At 62.4% G+C, this 19,121-nt stretch carries 18 protein-coding genes and 1 pseudogene; 13 read left to right on the top strand and 6 right to left on the bottom strand.

The genetic code is table 11. The annotated features are described in order from the left end of the window. Nucleotides 1–35: 35 nt before the first annotated feature. Nucleotides 36–610 (bottom strand): annotated as a pseudogene (locus RSO67_RS17200) (arylesterase). Nucleotides 611–740: 130 nt separating this feature from the next. Between RSO67_RS17200 and RSO67_RS17195 the strand changes: the two are divergent. The 4 genes from RSO67_RS17195 (at nt 741) to RSO67_RS17180 (ending at nt 5,764) form a co-directional block, all read left to right on the top strand. Further along, a complete protein-coding gene (locus RSO67_RS17195; RefSeq protein ID WP_089263284.1) occupies nt 741–1,481 on the top strand; it encodes an ABC transporter ATP-binding protein in 741 nt (246 codons plus the stop codon). 4 nt (nt 1,482–1,485) lie between these two features. Then, nucleotides 1,486–4,056, top strand: coding sequence for an ABC transporter permease (locus RSO67_RS17190; RefSeq protein WP_315839848.1), 2,571 nt, complete (start codon nt 1,486–1,488; stop codon nt 4,054–4,056). A 312-nt stretch (nt 4,057–4,368) separates the two neighbouring features. Then, entirely contained in the window at nt 4,369–5,157 is a 789-nt protein-coding gene (locus RSO67_RS17185; protein WP_089263288.1) for a Bax inhibitor-1/YccA family protein, read from the top strand. A gap of 82 nt (nt 5,158–5,239) precedes the next feature. Further along, the gene (locus tag RSO67_RS17180) at nt 5,240–5,764 is read left to right on the top strand and encodes a GNAT family N-acetyltransferase (protein ID WP_315839847.1); all 525 of its coding nucleotides are present in this window, start codon (nt 5,240–5,242) and stop codon (nt 5,762–5,764) included. A 15-nt stretch (nt 5,765–5,779) separates the two neighbouring features. Here RSO67_RS17180 and RSO67_RS17175 read toward each other — a convergent pair whose 3' ends face one another. The 3 genes from RSO67_RS17175 to acnA all read right to left on the bottom strand — a co-directional run bounded on the left by RSO67_RS17175 (nt 5,780) and on the right by acnA (nt 10,218). After that, nucleotides 5,780–6,142, bottom strand: coding sequence for a DUF2794 domain-containing protein (locus RSO67_RS17175; protein ID WP_315839846.1), 363 nt, complete (start codon nt 6,140–6,142; stop codon nt 5,780–5,782). Between the two features lie 435 nt (nt 6,143–6,577). Further along, nucleotides 6,578–7,330 carry a DUF1223 domain-containing protein gene (locus RSO67_RS17170; protein WP_089263293.1) on the bottom strand — a complete coding sequence of 251 codons (753 nt, stop codon included), beginning with the start codon at nt 7,328–7,330 and terminating at the stop codon, nt 6,578–6,580. Nucleotides 7,331–7,497: 167 nt separating this feature from the next. Continuing rightward, nucleotides 7,498–10,218 carry an aconitate hydratase AcnA gene (gene acnA, locus RSO67_RS17165; RefSeq protein ID WP_315839845.1) on the bottom strand — a complete coding sequence of 907 codons (2,721 nt, stop codon included), beginning with the start codon at nt 10,216–10,218 and terminating at the stop codon, nt 7,498–7,500. A 230-nt stretch (nt 10,219–10,448) separates the two neighbouring features. Between acnA and ccmA the strand changes: the two genes are divergently transcribed. The 5 genes from ccmA to RSO67_RS17140 all read left to right on the top strand — a co-directional run bounded on the left by ccmA (nt 10,449) and on the right by RSO67_RS17140 (nt 13,351). Continuing rightward, on the top strand, nt 10,449–11,051 hold the full coding sequence (gene ccmA, locus RSO67_RS17160) for a heme ABC exporter ATP-binding protein CcmA (RefSeq protein ID WP_315839844.1): 603 nt from the start codon (nt 10,449–10,451) through the stop codon (nt 11,049–11,051). Beyond that, complete coding sequence (ccmB, locus tag RSO67_RS17155) at nt 11,048–11,722, top strand: heme exporter protein CcmB (RefSeq protein WP_315839843.1); 675 nt, start codon at nt 11,048–11,050, stop codon at nt 11,720–11,722. Before ccmA ends, ccmB begins: the two co-directional genes overlap by 4 nt. 137 nt (nt 11,723–11,859) lie before the next feature. Next, a complete protein-coding gene (locus tag RSO67_RS17150) occupies nt 11,860–12,597 on the top strand; it encodes a heme ABC transporter permease (RefSeq protein WP_315839842.1) in 738 nt (245 codons plus the stop codon). Then, nucleotides 12,597–12,776 (top strand): heme exporter protein CcmD, encoded by a 180-nt coding sequence (gene ccmD / locus RSO67_RS17145; protein WP_315844284.1) that lies wholly within the window; start codon nt 12,597–12,599, stop codon nt 12,774–12,776. Before RSO67_RS17150 ends, ccmD begins: the two co-directional genes overlap by 1 nt. Next, nucleotides 12,773–13,351, top strand: coding sequence for a DsbE family thiol:disulfide interchange protein (locus RSO67_RS17140; protein WP_315839841.1), 579 nt, complete (start codon nt 12,773–12,775; stop codon nt 13,349–13,351). Before ccmD ends, RSO67_RS17140 begins: the two co-directional genes overlap by 4 nt. Before the next feature lie 3 nt (nt 13,352–13,354). Here RSO67_RS17140 and RSO67_RS17135 read toward each other — a convergent pair whose 3' ends face one another. Beyond that, the gene (locus RSO67_RS17135; RefSeq protein ID WP_315839840.1) at nt 13,355–13,750 is read right to left on the bottom strand and encodes a nuclear transport factor 2 family protein; all 396 of its coding nucleotides are present in this window, start codon (nt 13,748–13,750) and stop codon (nt 13,355–13,357) included. A gap of 42 nt (nt 13,751–13,792) precedes the next feature. Between RSO67_RS17135 and RSO67_RS17130 the strand changes: the two genes are divergently transcribed. Both RSO67_RS17130 and RSO67_RS17125 read left to right on the top strand, forming a co-directional pair. After that, nucleotides 13,793–14,389, top strand: a complete 597-nt coding sequence (locus RSO67_RS17130) for an Lrp/AsnC family transcriptional regulator (protein WP_315839839.1) — start codon at nt 13,793–13,795, stop codon at nt 14,387–14,389. 102 nt (nt 14,390–14,491) lie between these two features. After that, nucleotides 14,492–14,863: a ComEA family DNA-binding protein gene (locus RSO67_RS17125; RefSeq protein ID WP_315839838.1), complete on the top strand. Its 372-nt coding sequence runs from the start codon at nt 14,492–14,494 to the stop codon at nt 14,861–14,863. Between the two features lie 75 nt (nt 14,864–14,938). Here the strand turns inward: RSO67_RS17125 and RSO67_RS17120 are convergent, their stop codons facing one another. Beyond that, a complete protein-coding gene (locus RSO67_RS17120) occupies nt 14,939–15,844 on the bottom strand; it encodes a LysR substrate-binding domain-containing protein (RefSeq protein WP_315839837.1) in 906 nt (301 codons plus the stop codon). A 237-nt stretch (nt 15,845–16,081) separates the two neighbouring features. Here RSO67_RS17120 and katG point away from each other — a divergent pair, with 237 nt between their 5' ends. Together katG and RSO67_RS17110 are read left to right on the top strand one after the other, a co-directional pair. After that, the gene (katG, locus tag RSO67_RS17115; RefSeq protein ID WP_315839836.1) at nt 16,082–18,301 is read left to right on the top strand and encodes a catalase/peroxidase HPI; all 2,220 of its coding nucleotides are present in this window, start codon (nt 16,082–16,084) and stop codon (nt 18,299–18,301) included. Between the two features lie 210 nt (nt 18,302–18,511). Then, nucleotides 18,512–19,117: a glutathione S-transferase family protein gene (locus RSO67_RS17110; RefSeq protein WP_116659774.1), complete on the top strand. Its 606-nt coding sequence runs from the start codon at nt 18,512–18,514 to the stop codon at nt 19,115–19,117. Nucleotides 19,118–19,121: the final 4 nt, after the last annotated feature.

The raw sequence follows: 19,121 nt of genomic DNA, 5'->3' as shown, positions 1-19,121 counted from the left end.
GAAAAACCGTCGTTAAGGTTGAGGCTGCCTGTTTTTCAACTGCGTTGCCCAGCGATCGTGCCGACAAATGCCTCGACGCTGGGCAGGATGTTTTTCACGACGATGTCCACGCCCTCTGCTGTCGGATGCATCGCGTCGGCCTGGTTGAGCTTACTGTCACCGGCGACGCCTTCGAGAAAGAACGAATAGAGCGGCACGCCAAATTGCTTGGCGAGATCCGGATAGATCGAATTGAACTTTTCCGCATAGTCGGCGCCGTAGTTCGGCGGTGCCACCATGCCGCAGAGAAGCACGGCGACGTTGCGGGCCTTCAGCCGCGTCAATATCTCGGTGAGTGCCGCACGCGGGACCTTCGGATCGGTGCCGCGCAGCGCGTCGTTGGCGCCGAGTTCGACGATCACGCCCTGCGTCCCCTCGGGCACCGACCAGTCGAGCCGGCCGAGGCCGCCCGAGGTGGTATCCCCGGATACACCGGCATTGATCATCTCGACCTCTATCCCCTTGTCCTTCAGGGCCTTTTGTAGCCGGACCGGAAACGCGGCTGCCGCCGGCAGGCCATAACCTGCGCTCAGGAGTCCCCCAGCACGACCAGTTTGACGGGCTTGGCCATGCCGGTGGCGGCCGTCTGCGCCGTAGCGGTGGGGATCGGAAGTACGACTGTCAGCCCGGCGACGACCAGCCACATAAACGTGCGCAGCAGCCCCTCGACCGCCGCAAACGAAGTGCCATATGAAGCTCGCATGGATACTTTCATTGAAGCCTCATCATCGGCCGGCGTTTCGCCGGACACCATTTCAATCTCGAACATCAACCTCTCGCTCGGCACCGGCGCGGCGCGCGTGCATATCCTCAAGGATATCAGCCTGCGCGTCGGATCGGGTGAAGCGATCGGGCTGATTGGCCCGTCGGGCTCCGGCAAGTCCACGCTGCTGATGGTGATGGCGGGGCTGGAGCGTCCTGACTCCGGTCAGGTGGTGGTCAATGGCACCTCTTTCAATGATCTCGATGAGGACGGATTGGCGCGGTTTCGCGGCCGTCATGTAGGCATCGTCTTCCAGTCCTTTCACCTGATCCCGACCATGACTGCGCTGGAGAATGTCGCGGTACCGCTGGAGCTGGCAGGTCATCCCGATCCGGCCGGCCGTGCGGCGCGCGAGCTGGAAGCGGTCGGCCTCGGCGCCCGTCTGCATCACTATCCGACCCAGCTGTCTGGTGGCGAACAGCAGCGCGTCGCGTTGGCGCGCGCATTGGCGCCAGATCCCGCGATCCTGGTCGCCGACGAGCCGACTGGCAATCTCGACGAATCCACCGGCGGCCAGATCGTCGATCTCTTGTTCGCGCAGCACGCGCAGCGCGGCATGACGCTGGTGCTGGTGACCCACGACAATACGCTGGCGCATCGCTGCGACCGCGTGGTGCGATTACGTTCCGGTCGGATCGATGGGCCCGCCACCGAGCGCAACTGGGTCGAGACGGCCTGATCCGATGACCACCATCACCGAGACCATTCCTAACAGCCGAGGCCCGTCGCTGGCGTTGCGTTACGCTTTCCGCGAGATGCGCAGCGGCCTGCGCGGCTTTTACGTTTTCATCGCCTGCATCGCGCTGGGCGTCATGGCCATCGCCGGCGTCGGCTCGGTCGCGGCAAGTTTGGGCGAGGGCGTGGCGCGCGAAGGCCGTACGCTGCTCGGCGGCGACGTGGCATTCTCGCTGATGCAGCGTGAGGCCAAGCCGGACGAACTCGCCTTCTTGCGCGCACGCGGTGCAGTGTCGGTTGCCGCAACGCTGCGCGGCATGGCGCGCGCGCCGGACGGCAATCTTGCGCTTGTTGAGATCAAGGCCGTCGATGGCAGCTATCCCTTGCTCGGCAAGGCGACCCTGGCGCCGGACATGCCGATGAGCGATCTGCTCGCCGAACGTGACGGGGCCTATGGCGCCGCGACGGATACGACATTGATGGCCCGGCTAGGCCTCAAGGTTGGTGACCGCCTCACGGTCGGTAATGCGACGTTCGAGCTTCGCAGCGAAATTTCAGCGGAGCCCGACAAACTCGCCGGCGGTGTCGGTTTCGCGCCGCGTTTCCTCACCAGTGAGGACGCTCTGCGCGCCACCAAGCTTCTGCAGCCCGGCAGTCTGGTGCGCTGGATCTACCGTGTTCGCCTGCCGGACACCGTTTCCGGCGATCGCGCTGCCAAGGCGCTGGCCGACGATGCGCGTGTCCAATTGCCGCAAGCAGGCTGGGAAATCCGTTCGCGTGACAATGCATCGCCGCAGCTCGAGCGCACCATCACGCGATTCACCCAGTTCCTGACGTTGGTCGGCCTCGCGTCCCTGCTGGTCGGCGGCGTCGGTGTCGCCAATGCCGTGAAGAGCCATATCGACCGCCGCCGCGACGTCATCGCGTCGTTGAAAGCGCTTGGTGCGACCGGCCGCGACGTATTCGCGATCTACCTCACCCAGGTGCTGGTGCTGGCGGTGATCGGCTCGCTGATCGGTATGGTGGTCGGTGCTTCCCTGCCGTTTGCCATTGTCGGCCTGTTCGGCAAGCTGCTGCCGCTGCCGGTGGTGCCGGTGCTTCATCTCGGCGAGCTGGCGCTGTCGTTGCTGTACGGGCTGCTGACGGCGCTGGCCTTCGGCCTATGGCCCTTGGCGCGCGTACACGACGTGCCGGTTGCGGCGCTGTTTCGTGATGCGGCACTGACGGAATCGCACCGGCCGAAGCTGCGCTATATGCTCTGGATGGCACTCGTGGTCGGGCTACTGATCGCGGTGGTGGTCGGGCTCGCTTACGACAAACGGGTTGCTGCCGTGTTCGTGGTGTCGTCGATGGTCGTTTTCGCCTTGCTGCGCGGTATCGCCGGCGCATTGATGGCTTTTGCGCGCAAATTACCGCGGCCGAGCATGACCATGCTGCGGCTGGCTATTGCCAATATCTACCGGCCGGGCGCGCTGACTCCGTCGGTGGTGATGTCGCTCGGGCTCGGCCTGACGGTGCTGGTGACCGTCACCCAGATCGACGGCAATCTGCGCCGGCAGTTCATGGCAGCGCTGCCGGAGAAGGCGCCGTCGTTCTATTTCATCGACATTCCCTCCACCGAGGCCGACCGCTTCAGCGCATTTCTCAAGGAGAAGCAGCCGCAGTCGACCGTCGAGGATGTGCCGATGCTGCGGGGTCGGATCGTTGCCGCGCGCGGCGTCAAGGCAGAAGACCTCAAGCCGTCATCCGATGCCGAATGGGTACTGCAGAGCGACCGCGGCCTCAGTTACACCAACGAGGTTCCGCGTGGTTCCAAGCTGGTCGAGGGCGAATGGTGGGCGCCCGACTATAGCGGCCCGCCACTGGTGTCGTTCGAGAAGAAGCTGGCCGACGGGCTCGGGCTCAAACTCGGCGACGAGGTCACCGTCAACGTGCTCGGCCGCGATATCACCGCCAGGATCGGCAATATGCGGTCCGTCGACTGGCAGAGCCTCGGCATCAATTTCGTGCTGGTGTTCTCGCCCAATACCTTCCGCGGTGCGCCGCATACCCATATTGCCACGCTGACCGAACCGAAGTCCGATCCGTCCCAGGACGCAGGTCTGGTCAAGGCGGTGGCCGACGCATTCCCGATGATCACCACCGTCCGGGTCCGGGAAGCGCTCGACACTGTGGGATCGGTTGTCACAAATCTCGTGCTGGCGATCCGCGGTACCAGCGCGGTGACGCTGCTCTCGGCCATTCTCGTGCTCGGTGGCGCGCTGGCCGCCGGTCACCGGCATCGCGTCTATGACGCCGTGATCCTCAAGACCCTCGGCGCCACGCGTGCGCGGCTTCTAGGTGCCTATGCACTCGAATACCTGATGATCGGCCTGGCCACGGCAGTGTTTGGGGTCATCGCCGGCTCGGTGGCGGCGTGGCTGATCGTCACGCGCCTGATGACGCTGAGCTTTGTCTGGCAGGCTGGCAGTGCGGCTGGCGTCGTGCTGGCGGCGCTAATTGTCACAGTGGGCCTGGGCCTGGTGGGTACGTTGGTAGCCTTGAACCAGAAGCCTGCCACCGTGTTACGGAATTTGTGACCTGTTTTGACACGAAGCAGCCTTTGCGCGGGCTGATTCGTGCAAAATGACTGACAAATCGCCAAGCTTGCGTCAGGCTGAAAGTTTACCAGGATGCCTGAATACAAATCGGAGCGACATTCCGCCACGCGTGGAAGCTTGCAGCGAATGTGTTAGTTTACCACATACCCTTTGGGTCAGACATCGAGCGCAGATGACATCGATTTTTTATGAAATCGAGTTTAGTGTCAGGAAGCGCAGATATCTGGGATATAATTTGAACCGGCGACGCGAACCCTTTGCGATCAGCCGGACAACATCGAGGTTTCGACCATGTCGGATCTAGACCGTAACTATGCTTCCCCCTTCGGCCGGGCCGGCGCGCGCGATGCCGCTGCCGTGGACGCCGGACTGCGCTCCTACATGCTGCGCATCTACAACTACATGACGATCGGTCTGGCCATCACCGGCCTGGCTGCTCTCGGCGTGTACATGGCCGCCGTGACCACGGACCCGTCGGGCGCTGCTGCCCGGATCGGTAGCTCCTACCTGACGCCGTTCGGCTACGCGATGTTCGTGAGCCCGCTGAAATGGGTATTCATCTTGGCGCCGCTGGTGATGGTGTTCGCCATCTCGTTCGGCATCAACCGGCTGAAGCCGGCTACCGCGCAGTTGCTGTTCTGGGCCTTCGCGGCTCTGATGGGCATCTCGCTGTCGTCGATCTTCCTGGTGTACACGCACACATCGATCGTGCGGGTGTTCTTCATCACCGCTGCCTCGTTCGGTGCGCTGAGCCTCTACGGCTACACAACCAAACGTGATATGACGGGCATGGGCTCGTTCCTGCTGATGGGCCTGTTCGGCATCATCATCGCGAGCGTCGTGAACATCTTCGTGGCGTCGTCGATGCTGCAGTTCATTGTGTCGGTTGTCGGCGTGCTGATCTTCGCAGGCCTGACTGCCTACGATACCCAGCGGTTGAAGAACGACTACATCTACGGTTACGCCTCGCAGGGTGGCGATATCGCCGAGCGCGCGGCGATCACCGGTGCCCTGTCGCTCTACTTGAACTTCATCAACCTGTTCACGCTGCTGCTGCAGCTGCTCGGACAGCGCGAATAAGCTTCAGGATTTCGAGAAGATCTTAGCCCCGGCCAGAAGCCGGGGCTTTTCTTTTGGGTCGGGCAAAAATAGTCTCTGCGCCATGTCCGATATTGAAATCAGACCCGCAGTCGCGGCGGATCTGCCCGCGATTACCGCGATCTATGACGAGGCGGTGCAGTTCGGCACGGCCACGTTCGAACTGATCCCGCCAGATTTGGCCGAGATGACGCGGCGTTTCGAGGCGCTGGGGAGCGGGGGCTATCCGTATCTTGTGGTTGTGCTGGAAGGCCAGGTTGTCGGCTATGCCTATGCCGGCGCGCATCGCCCGCGACCGGCCTATCGTTTTACCGTCGAGAATTCGATTTATCTCGATCCGAAAGCCCAGCGGCGAGGCGTTGGCGGCAAACTTCTGGCGCGGCTGATCGCCGAATGCGAGAGTCGCGGCTACCGCCAGATGGTCGCGGTGATCGGTGACAGCGCCAATGCTGGCTCCATCGCGGTTCATCGCAATGCCGGGTTTCAGATGGTTGGGGTGCATCCCGATGTCGGTTTCAAGTTCGATCGCTGGCTTGATACCGTTTCGATGCAGCTCGCACTTGGCGACGGCGCCCGCACGCTGCCCTGACGCTCTGCGAATCGATTACACCACCGCCAGCTTGCGATCGATCACCAAGAGCACGCGGTCGAGTTCCTGGCCGCGGCGCAGGATCAGGCCACCAGCCGAAATCACGCTATACATGCCCTGCTTGCGCGCCAGTCGCGGATCTTTCTCGATGCGATACAGCGGCACTTCCGACGAGCGGCGGAACACCGAGAACACCGCGCGGTCGCGCAGAAAGTCGATGGCGTAATCACGCCACTCGCCGTCGGAGACCATACGGCCGTACAGATTGAGGATGCGGCTGAGCTCAAGGCGGTTGAAGCTGACGACCGGCGCGGCGGCGGCAGAGCCCGTCGCCGCGCGATTCTCGGTGGGCTCAGCATCTCCCGGAATCACATTCATACAGCGCCTCCTGTCATATCGCCGACATGATCGCGCCGACCGCGGTCCTCTGCAAGGGCCGATCCGCAGGCCCGATGGTAGAAATTTCCCGTCACGGGAACGTCAGGTGAATCTTATTGCCGCCAAATTTTGGCCCATCGGGCGCCCTTCTGGATTGCGACAAGAAGATACTGCGTCGGGTCCGGTTCTTCCGGTCTCGGATTCCTCAGCCCCCAGCCCCCCGCGGTCGTTGGGATCGGACCCTGCGCAGGAAGTTAATCCCCACTGGGCCAACGCAAGTTGGTCCTTTTCTTTTGGTGGATGCTTTTGCGAGACCATCAAGCGTCATTGCGATAGGCGAAGCGACGAAGCAATCCAGTCTTCGCCGAGGGCTCACAATGATGCAGGCACGCCACGCGTAAGCGCAGCAGCTACCGAAGTTATCAATCTGATGACTTACTGCAGCGACGTATAGGCCGCGCCGCGCATCGCGCCGGGCTTGTCGCGCGTGCCGTCTTGCACATAAACGACGGCCGCATCGACTCCATCCCTGGAGATGTTCTCCAGCGGCAGCGTCCAGTTGGCGGCGTTGCCGGTCCAGTCACCGACCTTCAGCCAGTTCCGGACGACATTGTAGTAGGTCAGTTGCTTGCCGCGATTCTCACCGCGACCGACCGTGATCGGCACTGCCTTCGACACGGAACAGATCCAGACTTCGCCATGCGCCGTATCCGGCGCATTGCTCGATGCGGCAACGGACACGTTGACGTGTTTGCCGGAAACCGACATCGACACCGGCACCGTCATCACAGTGCCTTTCTTGGTTTCGCTGATCGCGCCCTGGATACGATCGGCATCGCTGCCGATCACCTGAGTGGCGCCGTTGACAACGACTTGCGGCGTGTAGACGTCGCGATCTCCGCGCATCTGTGAATAGGCTTTCTGACGCGCGCTGAAACGCGAGTCGGCCAGCGTATCCTTCCAGCCAAGGTAGTCCCAGTAGTCGATCGGCATGCTTAATGCGATCACGGACGGGTCTTTGGCGAGGTCGCCGATGATCTTGTCTGCAGGCGGGCAGGACGAGCAACCCTGCGAGGTGAAGAGCTCCACCACGGCCCGGGGCTGAGCCAGCGCGCTACCACTCGCTGCAATGGCGGCGCATACGCTGAGCGCGCCTGTCCACTGCGATATGCCGCCAAAGGATTTCATGAGGTTTTGCCACGCTCGAGGTGAGACACATGACAGACGGTGTCGCACATTGGTGTCGCTAACACGTTCATGCCCTCAAACGCCAGAAGGCGGCCCTTCATAGGCCGCCTTCTGTTCACTAGCCACTCACTTCGCGGTGAGGCACTACGTCACACCACGTATGGGCGTCAGGCTGCAAGCTGACGCAGCACGTAATGCAGGATGCCGCCGTTGCGGTAATATTCGAGCTCGTCCAGCGTATCGATGCGGCAGAGCAGCGTCTCCTTGTGGAGTGAGCCATCGGCCGACACGATTTCCGCCACCATCTGCTGGCGCGGCTTGATATCGCCGGTCAGGCCGCGGATCGTGACCTTCTCGTCGCCCTTGAGGCCGAGCTTCTTCCACGACGAACCATTCTCGAAGGTCAGCGGCAGAATGCCCATGCCGACCAGATTGGATCGGTGAATACGTTCGAAGCTTTCGGTAATCACGGCGCGAACGCCAAGCAGACGCGTGCCCTTTGCCGCCCAGTCGCGCGACGAGCCGTTGCCGTATTCGGCACCGCCGAACACGACCAGTGGCACCTGCTCGGCCTGATACTTCATCGCGGCGTCGTAGATCGACATCGCTTCGCCATCGGGCCAGTGCTTGGTCATGCCGCCTTCCGGCACGTTGCCGTCAGCACCCTGCATCATGAAGTTCTTGATGCGGATGTTGGCAAAGGTGCCGCGCATCATCACTTCGTGGTTGCCGCGGCGCGTGCCGTACTGGTTGAAGTCGGCCGGGCGCACCTGGTGCTCCGACAGATACTTGCCGGCGGGTGAGGTGAGTTTGATCGAACCGGCCGGCGAGATGTGGTCGGTGGTGATCTTGTCGCCGAACAGAGCCAGGATGCGCGCATCGACGATGTCGGTGGTCGGCTCCGGTTCCTTCTTCATGCCTTCGAAGTAGGGTGGGTTCTGCACATAGGTCGAACCCATGTTCCACTTGTAGGTCTCGCTCTCGACCGTCTTGATCTTGCGCCAGTTGGCATCGCCGTCGAACACGTTTGCGTACTTCTTCTTGAAGATCGTCGACGTCACGTACTTCTTGATGAAGGCGTTGATATCCTTCGTGGTCGGCCAGATGTCTTTCAGGAACACCGGCTTGCCATCCTTGCCTTCGCCGATCGGCTCGACCGCTAGATTCTTGGTCACCGTACCGGCAAGTGCGTGCGCGACGACCAGCGGCGGCGAGGCGAGATAGTTTGCCTGCACGTCCGGCGAGACGCGACCCTCGAAGTTACGGTTGCCCGAGAGAACCGCTGCGGCAACGATGCCGTTGTCGTTGATCGACTTCGAAATCTCCGGCGGCAGCGGGCCGGAATTGCCGATACAGGTGGTGCAGCCGAAGCCGACGAGGTTGAAGCCGATCTTGTCGAGGTCGAGCTGCAAGCCGGAATTGGCGAGATATTCAGCGACGACCTGCGAGCCCGGCGCCAGCGAGGTCTTCACCCACGGCTTGGTCTTGAGGCCCTTGGCCACGGCGTTACGTGCCAGCAGGCCGGCGGCGATCAGCACGCTCGGATTTGAGGTGTTGGTGCAGGAGGTGATGGCAGCGATCACCACGTCGCCATGGCCGACATCGAAGTTCTTGCCCTCGACGGGGAAGCGCGCGTTGTGGTTATCCGGCTTCTTGTATTCGGTGGTTAGCGCGGCAGAGAAGCCTTCGGCGATGGCGGGCAGTGCGACGCGGCCTTCCGGACGCTTCGGGCCGGCCATCGAGGGTACGACGTCGCCGAGATCGAGCTTCAGCGTTTCGGTGAACACCGGATCGGGCGACTTGGCGGTGCGGTACAGGCCCTGCGCCTTGGCATAAGCGGCAACCAGTGCGACACGCGCCGATTTGCGGCCCGAAGTTGTCAGATAGTCGATGGTGGCGGCATCGACCGGGAAGAAGCCGCAGGTTGCGCCATATTCTGGCGCCATATTTCCGATTGTCGCCTTGTCAGCGACCGACATGGCGTCGAGGCCGGGGCCGTAGAATTCCACGAACTTGCCGACGACGCCCTGCTTGCGCAGCATCTGGGTGACGGTGAGCACGAGGTCGGTGGCGGTGACGCCTTCCTTGAGTGCGCCCGACAGCTTGAAGCCGACCACGTCGGGCAGCAGCATCGACTGCGGCTGGCCGAGCATCGCGGCTTCCGCCTCGATGCCGCCGACGCCCCAGCCGAGCACGGCGAGGCCGTTGACCATGGTGGTATGCGAGTCGGTGCCGACCAGCGTGTCCGGATAGGCGACCTCGAAGGTGGCGGTCTTCTTGCCGACCGTCATCTTCTGCTTCTTCGTCCAGACGGTCTGGGCGAGATATTCGAGATTGACCTGGTGGCAGATGCCGGTGCCGGGCGGCACGACGGAGAAATTCGAGAACGCGCTCTGGCCCCACTTCAGGAACTCGTAACGCTCCTTGTTCTGCTTGTACTCTTCGGCGACGTTTTTGCCGAACGCCTTGTTGTCACCGAAGAAGTTCACGATCACCGAATGGTCGATGACCAGATCGACCGGGACCAGCGGGTTGATCTTCTTGGGATCGCCCTTCAGCGCCTGCATCGCGTTGCGCATCGCGGCAAGATCGACCACCGCGGGGACGCCGGTGAAGTCCTGCATCAGCACGCGCGCAGGGCGGAACGAGATTTCGTGCTCGAGCTTGCGCTTCTTCAGCCATTTCGAGAAAGCAACGATGTCTTCCTTCTTGACGCTGCGGCCGTCCTCGTTGCGCAGCAGATTCTCGAGCAGGACCTTCATCGAATAGGGCAGCTTCGAAATGCCCGCGAGACCGTTTTTCTCAGCGAGCGGGAGGCTATAGTACACGTAAGTTTTAGCGCCCACCTTGAGGGTTTTTTGGCACTTGAAACTGTCGAGCGAGGTCATGTGAAGGGGTCCCAATTCAGTTGACCGATACCCGGAAAATGGTACCGAGACACCGTCGGCGGAGAAGGCCGGTTTGCTCGCAGGCGCCGATTGTGTGCTGCATCAAGTTCCGACTTATAGAATCTTTCTAGAACCGCTGCCATATCGACAATCGTTTGCAGCCCTGCGAAATGATGCAACAACGCCGCGGCGACCTCTGAACCAAATCAGATGGTCATGGAAGGGTTAGGATGCGGCTCTCGGGGCGCAATTTGAGATGCCTGCGGGGTGGCCGCGAAGTCTTCGCCGGGCTCGATTTCGATGCCACGGCAGGCACGACCGTGGCGGTCATTGGCCCTAACGGAGCAGGCAAAACCTCGTTGTTGCGGTTGATCGCAGGCCTGCTGGCGCCGGCCGAGGGCTCCATCACTCTCGAGGGCGGCGACGGCGAAATGACTGTTACCGAACAGGCCCATTACCTGGGCCACCGCGACGCCATGAAGCCGGCTTTGACGGTGACGGAAAACCTGACCTTCTGGGCCGACTTCCTCGGTGGCACGCCGGCCGATCCAGCCACGTGCATTGCAGCAGTGGGCCTCTCCCATGCCGCGGCGCTACCCGCGGGCTTCCTGTCGGCCGGCCAGCGCCGCCGGCTGTCGATCGCGCGATTGCTGACCGTCCGCCGGCCGATCTGGCTGCTCGACGAGCCGACAGCGGCGCTCGATCTGGTCAGTCAGCGGGTATTCGCGGGACTGATGACGGATCATCTCGCCACTGGCGGTCTGATTATCGCTGCGACCCATGGCCCGCTCGGCATTCCTGCACGGGAGTTGCGCATCGGGGGCGAGGCGTGAGTGCCCTTGGCGCGTTGATTCGACGCGACATCCGCATTGCCGTCCGGGTCGGCGGCGGGGCGCTGATCGGTGTGCTCTTCTTTCTGACGGTTATCGTGCTGATGCCCTTCGCGCTGGGGCCGGATCTAGCGCTGCTGGCACGGCTGGGGCCGGCGATTCTATGGCTCGGGGCGCTGCTCGCGAGCCTGCTGACCCTCGACCGGCTGTTCACTGCCGATCACGACGATGGTTCTCTGGATCTCATCCTGATGAGCCGGACGCCGCTGGAACTCGCCTGCGCCGCCAAGGCCCTTGCCCACTGGCTGGCCGCAGGCGTGCCGCTGATCGTCGCGACGCCAGTGCTGGGGCTGCTGCTCAATCTCGACGGTCCGTCGACGCTGGCAGTGGCGCTGACGCTACTGGCGGGTACGCCAGCACTGACTTTCACTGGCATGATCGGTGCCGCACTGGCGGTGACGCTGCAGCGCGGTGGGCTCTTGCTGGCGGTGCTGGTGTTGCCGTTGTCGATCCCGGTGCTGATTTTCGGCGTTGCGGCGTCGAATGCCGCCATCCTTGAGCAGGGGGCGCTGACATTCTCGACCCCGTTCTCCATTCTCTGCGCGCTATCGCTGGCGAGCCTCGTGATCGGGCCTTTTGCGGCGGCGGCGAGCCTGCGGCATGGACTGGATTGAGACGGTTGGAATAATCGCGACAGGCTGAGACACTGGATTGACCTGGGTGGATTGACTTGGGTCAACTCGTCGCGAGCTGTGTTGAACGAGAATAAGTTGCATTGATCGCGGACAGAGCCGCGACTATTGGAAATGCCATGACGCTGACCGAACTCGCCAATCCGACCCGGTTCCTGTCGCTTGCCACACGCATCCTGCCGTGGCTGGCGATAGTGACGGGCGTTCTGCTCGCCATCGGCCTGTATCAGTCGGCCATGGCCCCGGATGACTACCAGCAGGGTGCCACCGTCAAGATCATGTTCATCCATGTGCCGAACGCCTGGCTATCGATGTTCGTCTGGGGCGTCATGAGTGTGGCATCGCTGGGCACGCTGGTGTGGCGGCATCCGCTCGCCGATGTCGCCGCCAAGGCGGCGGCGCCGATCGGCGCCGCCTTCACCTTTCTCGCGCTGGTCACGGGATCGCTCTGGGGCCGGCCGATGTGGGGCACCTATTGGGAATGGGACGCCCGACTGACTTCGGTGCTCATTCTGTTTCTGATGTATCTCGGCCTGATCGCGCTGTGGCGCGCCGTCGAAGATCCATCGCGCGCGGCGCGCGCCGCTGCGGTGCTGACGCTGGTCGGTGCCATCAATATTCCGATCATCAAGTTCTCGGTCGATTGGTGGAATACGCTGCATCAGCCGGCTTCGGTGATAAAGATGGGCGGCTCGTCGCTCGACAAGTCGTTTTTGATCCCGCTGTTGGTGATGGCTGTGGCGTTCTCGCTGCTGTTTATCACACTGCATCTCGCGGCCATGCGTAACGAGATCCTGCGGCGTCGTTTGCGCGCGTTACAGATGTTGCAGGCCGCGAAGCCGGTGGCACTTCCGTGATGGCGCTTGGTCCCTACGCATCTTTCATCGTCACGTCCTACGCGCTGGTCGCAGCGGTGGTGCTGATCCTCATCGTGTGGATCGCCATCGATCACCGCCGCGTCCGTGCGCGGCTGCATGAGTTGGAATCCTCCGGCGTGGCGCGGCGCTCGGGTCGTGGTACGACGGATCTCACATGACCACGCAGGCCACTCCGAAGCGCCGCTGGGTACTGGCATTGCCTCTGCTGATCTTTGCCGCGCTCGCGGCGCTATTCTGGTTTCGGCTCGGAGCCGACCCCGCGAAACTGCCCTCGGCATTGATCGGCCGCGCCGCGCCCCAGACGACATTGCCGGCACTGGAAGGCCTCACCGATAGCGGTGCGCCGGTGCCGGGTCTCGATCCCGCAGCCTTCAAGGGCAAGGTCAGTCTCGTCAATGTCTGGGCATCGTGGTGCGTGCCGTGCCACGAGGAGGCGCCGCTGCTGACAGAACTCGGCAAGGACAAACGGCTGCAGCTGGTCGGCATCAACTACAAGGACGCGCCGGACAACGCGCGCCGCTTTCTTGGCCGCTACGGCAATCCGTTCGGCATCGTCGGCGTCGACGGCAACGGTCGCGCCGCGATCGAATGGGGCGTCTATGGCGTGCCCGAAACCTTCATCGTCGGCCGCGACGGCCGCATCGCCTACAAGATGGTCGGCGGCATCACGCCGGAGAATTACGAGCGCGTGCTGAGGGTCGAGATCGACAAGGCGCTGCAGGCAGGGTCCTGACGTCTATTGATCCGTCGCCTCGAGCCGCCGGGCAACATGAAACGACTTCGCGGTCACCAGCCAGGCCTCGCCGATGCGATGATAGGACAGGTAGTCGCAATACCAGACCGTATCGATCCGGACGACAACCTTGACCAGCGCCTGGGTCGGTGCGGCGAAGTCCACCAGCAACACCTCCTGTTCGCGCGGCGCGCCCTTGCTCTTCGGCGATGGTGTGGAGGCCAGCATCGCCTTGTAGTCTGCAGCCGGCAGCAAACGCAGGCTGCCGTCGCGCAGTCCATGCAGTTGCGCACTTCCGGCAAATACCTGGTCAAAATGCGAGACGTCGTTATCGAACATCAGATCGAAGTAGCATTCGACGGCATCGAGCAGTGATTGCGTTATCAGTCGGTCGGGCATCGGGATGCTCTTTCGTTGGGAGAATGAGTCCGACGATGACACTTGACCCCTGCGCATGTCCTTGCGAATTTAGCTAATATGGAGCGCGTCCGCGCAACGAATGATCTTTTGCTGACCTTTGATTGGTGGGTCATGCCCGAAATCCAGTTGGACGACATCGATCGCCGAATTATCGCGGAGCTTCAGGCCGACGGCCGCCTGAGCAACATCGAGCTGGCCGATCGGGTCGGCCTGTCGCCGTCGCCGTGCTTGCGGCGGGTCAAGAACCTGGAGCGAGCGGGATATATCGATGGATACCGTGCGGCGCTGCGGCGTGAGCGCGTTGGATTGGGGTTTACGGCCTTCGTCGGTGTGAAGATCGATGGGCATGCCAACAAGCGTGCGATCGCTTTCGAGAAGGCCGTCGTGGAGATGCCCGAGGTGGTCGCATGCCATCTCGTGTCCGGCGAGTCCGATTACTTTCTTGAAGTGGTCGTGCCTGAACTGGCTGACTATCAACGTTTCCTTGTCGGCAAGCTTCTCAACCTGCCCATCGTGCGTGAGGCGCGGAGCAATATCGCGATTCAAACGCTGAAGGCGGGCGCACCGCTCCCGCTCGAACACTTGAAGCCGGTCGCTCCCGAAATACGCGCGAAATAAACTTCAGCTTTTATCTGCGGTTCATTTTCGCGCCATGGCGGCGCCATGAATCCGCAGCTAGCTTGATGGCGTTACTTAAACCGTCCTTGGAGGGACACCACGATGCGCCATTTCAAATTTGCTACTTTGACCGCTGCCGCTCTCACTCTGGGTCTACTCGCATCCGCGCCGTCGATGGCGCAGTCGCCGCAGCCCGCTGCTCCCGCCGGCAAGATGGCCCCGGCTGCCACATCTAAGATGGCGCCTGCCAGCGAATCGAAGATGGCCCCGGCACCGAAGGCTGAACTGCTTGATCTCAACTCGGCGACCGTCGAGGCGCTCGAAGCTCTGCCCGGTATCGGCAAGGCCTATTCGGCGGCCATCGTCAAAGGCCGTCCGTATAAGGGCAAGGACGAACTCGTGCAGAAGAAGATCGTGCCCGAGAAGACCTATGACGGCATCAAGGACAAGGTGATCGCCAAGCAGAAGAGCTAAGCGCGATCGCTTCACTCGTCTGGAAACGCACCGGCGCAGCCGCGCCGGTGCGTTTTCTTTTGTGGCCCATATCGATCAGCCGATAACGCTGTCCTTCACCACATCGCCCAATGCGGCGAAGTCCGCTTTGCGCGGCGACGTCCGGCGAAAAGCGAGGCCGATGGTGCGGCCGGGCTGCGGATTCTCCAACCGCAGGAATTTGACGCGCTGGTCGCGTTGTTCGACGTCGGCGGCGATCTGCGGGATCAATGTCACGCCATAGCCGCTGGCGACCATCTGCATCACCGTGGAGAGGCTGGACGCAGCGAAGGCCATGCCGTTGCCGCCGGACTGATGGCCGCGCGCTGCGGTGGCGCAGAAGGCGAGCGCCTGATCGCGCAGGCAGTGGCCGTCTTCCAGCAGGATCAATCGGCTCTGGTCGATCTCCATCGCCTTGATGCGTTTGTCGGCCGGGCGGGGATCGTTTGCCGGCACCGCGAGCAGGAACAGATCGTCGAACAATTTGGCCGTGTCGATCTCAGGCTCACCAAGCGGCAGGGCCAGCATCGCGGCATCGAGTGCGCCTGACTTGATATCGTCGACCAGTTGCCTGGTCTGCGTCTCGCGCAGCTCCAGCCGCAATTCCGGAAACTGTTTCTGTAGCACCGGCAGGATCCGCGGCAGCAGATAGGGCGCCAGTGACGGGATCACGCCGAGCGTCAGCCGCCCGGTCAGGAGTCCGCCGCGATGCCGCGCAAAGTCCACCAGGTCGCGCGAGGCCGCCAGCACGTCCTCGCCGCGCCGTGCCACTTCGCACCCGACATCGGTCAGCATCACCTCGCCGGGCCGGCGCTCCACCACCTTGACGCCCAGCGTCCGTTCGAGATCGCGTATCTGCATCGACAGCGCAGGCTGGGTGACGTTGCAGGCCTCGGCCGCGCGGCCGAAATGGCCGTGTTTGGCGAGCGCGGCGAGATAGCGGAGCTGGCGGAGCGTGATCATGGATCATCAGATAAACTGATCGGAGAGAGAAGACAATTCGACTGGACCTGATCTAAGAATTCTTCCAATCTCTCGTCACGAAATCCAATTAGGGTGAGCGCCAAGCTCGCCGAGGAATTCGGCAGATAATTGAAATTAGACAGCTTTTGGAAAATTTGAGCGGTGTCTCTACGGCGATCCGGCAAGCCGGCATCGCCTGGGACTGCTCCCGTTCCAGACAGCCGGAAGGAGAGAACGATGGACGCGAAGACTGATGATGCCGGCAAGTGCCCGATGGGGCACGGCGCAAAGGGCAACGGACCCAAGAGCAAAGGCCATGGCAACAAGGATTGGTGGCCGGGCCAACTCGACATCGGCGTGCTGCATGCCATCCACCCGTCCGCCGATCCGCTCGGCGCAGCGTTCGATTATGCCAAGGAATTCGAAAGCCTCGACCTTGACGCGGTGATCAAGGACCTGACTGCCCTGATGACCGACTCGCAGGAATGGTGGCCGGCCGACTTCGGTCACTACGGCGGTCTGTTCATCCGCATGGCCTGGCACAGCGCCGGCACCTATCGCATCACCGACGGCCGTGGCGGCGCCGGTGGCGGTCAGCAGCGCTTCGCACCGCTGAATTCGTGGCCTGACAATGTCAACCTCGACAAGGCGCGCCGGCTGCTGTGGCCGATCAAGCAGAAATACGGCCAGAAGATCTCTTGGGCCGACCTGTTCATCCTCACCGGCAACGTCGCTTTGGAGTCGATGGGCTTCAAGACCTTCGGTTTCGCCGGTGGTCGCGCCGATACCTGGGAGCCGGAAGAGCTGTACTGGGGACCCGAAGGCACCTGGCTGGGTGATGAGCGCTACAGCGGCGAGCGCGAACTCGCGGAGCCGCTCGGTGCCGTGCAGATGGGCTTGATCTACGTCAATCCGGAAGGCCCGAACGGCAATCCCGATCCGCTCGCCTCGGCGAAGGACATCCGCGAGACGTTCGCCCGCATGGCGATGAATGACGAAGAGACCGTTGCGTTGATTGCCGGCGGTCATACCTTCGGCAAAACCCATGGCGCAGGCGATCCGTCTTTTGTCGGAGTGGACCCGGAAGGCGGCGATCTCGAGGATCAGGGCCTCGGCTGGAAGAGTACCCACGGCACCGGCAAGGGCGCAGACGCGATCGGCAGCGGTCTCGAAGTCACTTGGACCTCGACGCCGACGAAGTGGAGCAACAACTTCTTCTGGAATCTGTTCGGCTACGAATGGGAGTTGACCAAGAGTCCGGGTGGCGCGCATCAGTGGAAGCCGAAGAACGACGCCGGCGCAGGCAGCGTACCGGACGCTCACGACAAGTCGAAGCGTCACGCGCCTGCGATGCTGACCTCCGATATCGCGCTCAAGGCCGATCCGATCTACGAGAAGATCTCGCGTCGCTTCTATGAAAATCCGGATGAGTTCGCCGACGCCTTCGCGCGCGCCTGGTTCAAGCTCACCCATCGCGACATGGGCCCGATCGTGCGCTATCGCGGCAAGCTGGTGCCGAAGGAAACGCTGATCTGGCAGGATCCGATCCCGGCCGTCGATCACCCGTTGATCGGCGACAAGGACGTTGCGGACCTGAAGGCGAAGATCCTCGCCTCCGGTCTCACGGTGCCACAGCTCGTTTCCACCGCCTGGTCATCGGCCTCGACGTTCCGCGGCTCCGACAAGCGCGGTGGCGCCAACGGTGCGCGCATCCGTCTCGCGCCGCAGAAGGACTGGGAAGTCAACCAGCCGGACCAGCTCACGATCGTGCTCAGCAAGCTCGACGCGATTCAGAAGGACTTCGGCAAGAAGGTGTCGATTGCCGACCTGATCGTTCTCGGCGGCGTTGCTGCGATCGAGAAGGCGGCGAAGGATGCCGGCGTGACCGTCACGGTCCCGTTCGTGCCGGGCCGCATGGACGCGTCGCAGGAGCAGACCGACGTGCCGTCGTTCGCGCCGCTGCAGCCGCGTGCCGACGGTTTCCGCAACTATATCCGCAACACCCATCAGTTCATGAAGCCGGAGGAAGCTCTGGTTGATCGTGCGCAATTGCTGAAGCTGACGGCGCCCGAAATGACGGCGCTGGTCGGCGGCCTGCGCGTCCTCGGCGCCAATGCCGGCGACAGCAAGCACGGCGTGTTCACGTCGAAGCCGGGCACGCTGACCAACGACTTCTTCGTCAATCTGCTCAGCATGGACACGGTGTGGTCGAAGGCGGCCGGTTCGGATGACGTCTATGAAGGCCGCGACCGCAAGACCAATGCGGCGAAGTGGACAGCCACGCGTGTCGACCTGATCTTCGGTTCGCACTCGCAGCTCCGCGCGCTCGCCGAAGTCTATGGCAGCGCCGACGCCAAGGAGAAGTTCGTGAAAGACTTCATCAAGGCTTGGGTGAAGGTGATGAACGCGGACCGTTTCGATCTCGCCGAACAGCCGATGCTGCAGGCGGCTGAGTAACCTCGGCCCGCCATCGTGAATATAAAAGCCCCTGCGACTATGTCGCGGGGGCTTTTTCTTGTCGCGCCGCGTCACACTCAACTGTCGTCGTCCGGCCTGATCCCCGCTTTCGTGGGTATGAGAGTTTCAGAGAGTCTGAGCGCTGCGCGTCTTGCAGCTTTCTCCGAATCCTCGCACAAATGGCAAAATGTTTCTCCGGAGGATCTCCAGATGATGAAACTCTACTGGTCGCCACGCTCGCGTTCGTTCACCGCGCTTTGGCTGATGGAGGAAACCGGCGTCGCCTATGAGCGCGTGCTGACCGATATCTCCACCGGTGCGCAGCGCACGCTGGAATTCCTCGCCGTCAATCCGATGGGCAAGGTGCCGGCTCTGCAGGACGGCGACGCCACCATGGCTGAGGCTGCGGCGATTTGCGCTTATGTAGCCGAGCGCTATCCCGACGCGAAGCTGGCGCCCCCGCTCGGGGACTCGCATCGTGCGAAATATCTCTATTGGCTGTTCTTTGCGCCGGGCTGTATCGAACCGGCGATCGCACAGATCGCGACCAAGATGGAGCTGAATCCGGTGGCCGCAGGCTGGGGTGATGCGCAGCGCGTGTTCGATGTGCTCGAAGCCGCGCTTGATGAAGGTCCGTGGATTCTCGGCGCGCAATTCTCTGCCGCCGATATCGCCATCGGTTCAGGATTGAACTTTGCCGTGCGCAATTTCAAGATGGTGCCGTCGCGCCCGGCGTTTGAGCGCTATCTCGACCGTTGCAGCGCCCGTCCGGCCTTCCAGCGTGCGATGGAATTTGCATCGGGGGAAAAGACGTAAGGCG

It is taken from the genome of Tardiphaga sp. 709 (genome assembly GCF_032401055.1).
Lineage (GTDB): Bacteria > Pseudomonadota > Alphaproteobacteria > Rhizobiales > Xanthobacteraceae > Tardiphaga.
The sequence above is the reverse complement of the archived record's forward strand: the minus strand, read 5'-3'. Positions and strand labels throughout refer to the sequence as shown.

Coding starts and splice junctions, on each gene's coding strand:
- RSO67_RS17195 (WP_089263284.1), top strand. CDS start 741: ATGGATACTTTCATTGAAGCCTCATCATCGGCCGGCGTTTCGCCGGAC.
- RSO67_RS17190 (WP_315839848.1), top strand. CDS start 1,486: ATGACCACCATCACCGAGACCATTCCTAACAGCCGAGGCCCGTCGCTG.
- RSO67_RS17185 (WP_089263288.1), top strand. CDS start 4,369: ATGTCGGATCTAGACCGTAACTATGCTTCCCCCTTCGGCCGGGCCGGC.
- RSO67_RS17180 (WP_315839847.1), top strand. CDS start 5,240: ATGTCCGATATTGAAATCAGACCCGCAGTCGCGGCGGATCTGCCCGCG.
- RSO67_RS17175 (WP_315839846.1), bottom strand. CDS start 6,142: ATGAATGTGATTCCGGGAGATGCTGAGCCCACCGAGAATCGCGCGGCG.
- RSO67_RS17170 (WP_089263293.1), bottom strand. CDS start 7,330: ATGAAATCCTTTGGCGGCATATCGCAGTGGACAGGCGCGCTCAGCGTA.
- acnA (WP_315839845.1), bottom strand. CDS start 10,218: ATGACCTCGCTCGACAGTTTCAAGTGCCAAAAAACCCTCAAGGTGGGC.
- ccmA (WP_315839844.1), top strand. CDS start 10,449: ATGCGGCTCTCGGGGCGCAATTTGAGATGCCTGCGGGGTGGCCGCGAA.
- RSO67_RS17150 (WP_315839842.1), top strand. CDS start 11,860: ATGACGCTGACCGAACTCGCCAATCCGACCCGGTTCCTGTCGCTTGCC.
- ccmD (WP_315844284.1), top strand. CDS start 12,597: ATGGCGCTTGGTCCCTACGCATCTTTCATCGTCACGTCCTACGCGCTG.
- RSO67_RS17140 (WP_315839841.1), top strand. CDS start 12,773: ATGACCACGCAGGCCACTCCGAAGCGCCGCTGGGTACTGGCATTGCCT.
- RSO67_RS17135 (WP_315839840.1), bottom strand. CDS start 13,750: ATGCCCGACCGACTGATAACGCAATCACTGCTCGATGCCGTCGAATGC.
- RSO67_RS17125 (WP_315839838.1), top strand. CDS start 14,492: ATGCGCCATTTCAAATTTGCTACTTTGACCGCTGCCGCTCTCACTCTG.
- RSO67_RS17120 (WP_315839837.1), bottom strand. CDS start 15,844: ATGATCACGCTCCGCCAGCTCCGCTATCTCGCCGCGCTCGCCAAACAC.
- katG (WP_315839836.1), top strand. CDS start 16,082: ATGGACGCGAAGACTGATGATGCCGGCAAGTGCCCGATGGGGCACGGC.
- RSO67_RS17110 (WP_116659774.1), top strand. CDS start 18,512: ATGATGAAACTCTACTGGTCGCCACGCTCGCGTTCGTTCACCGCGCTT.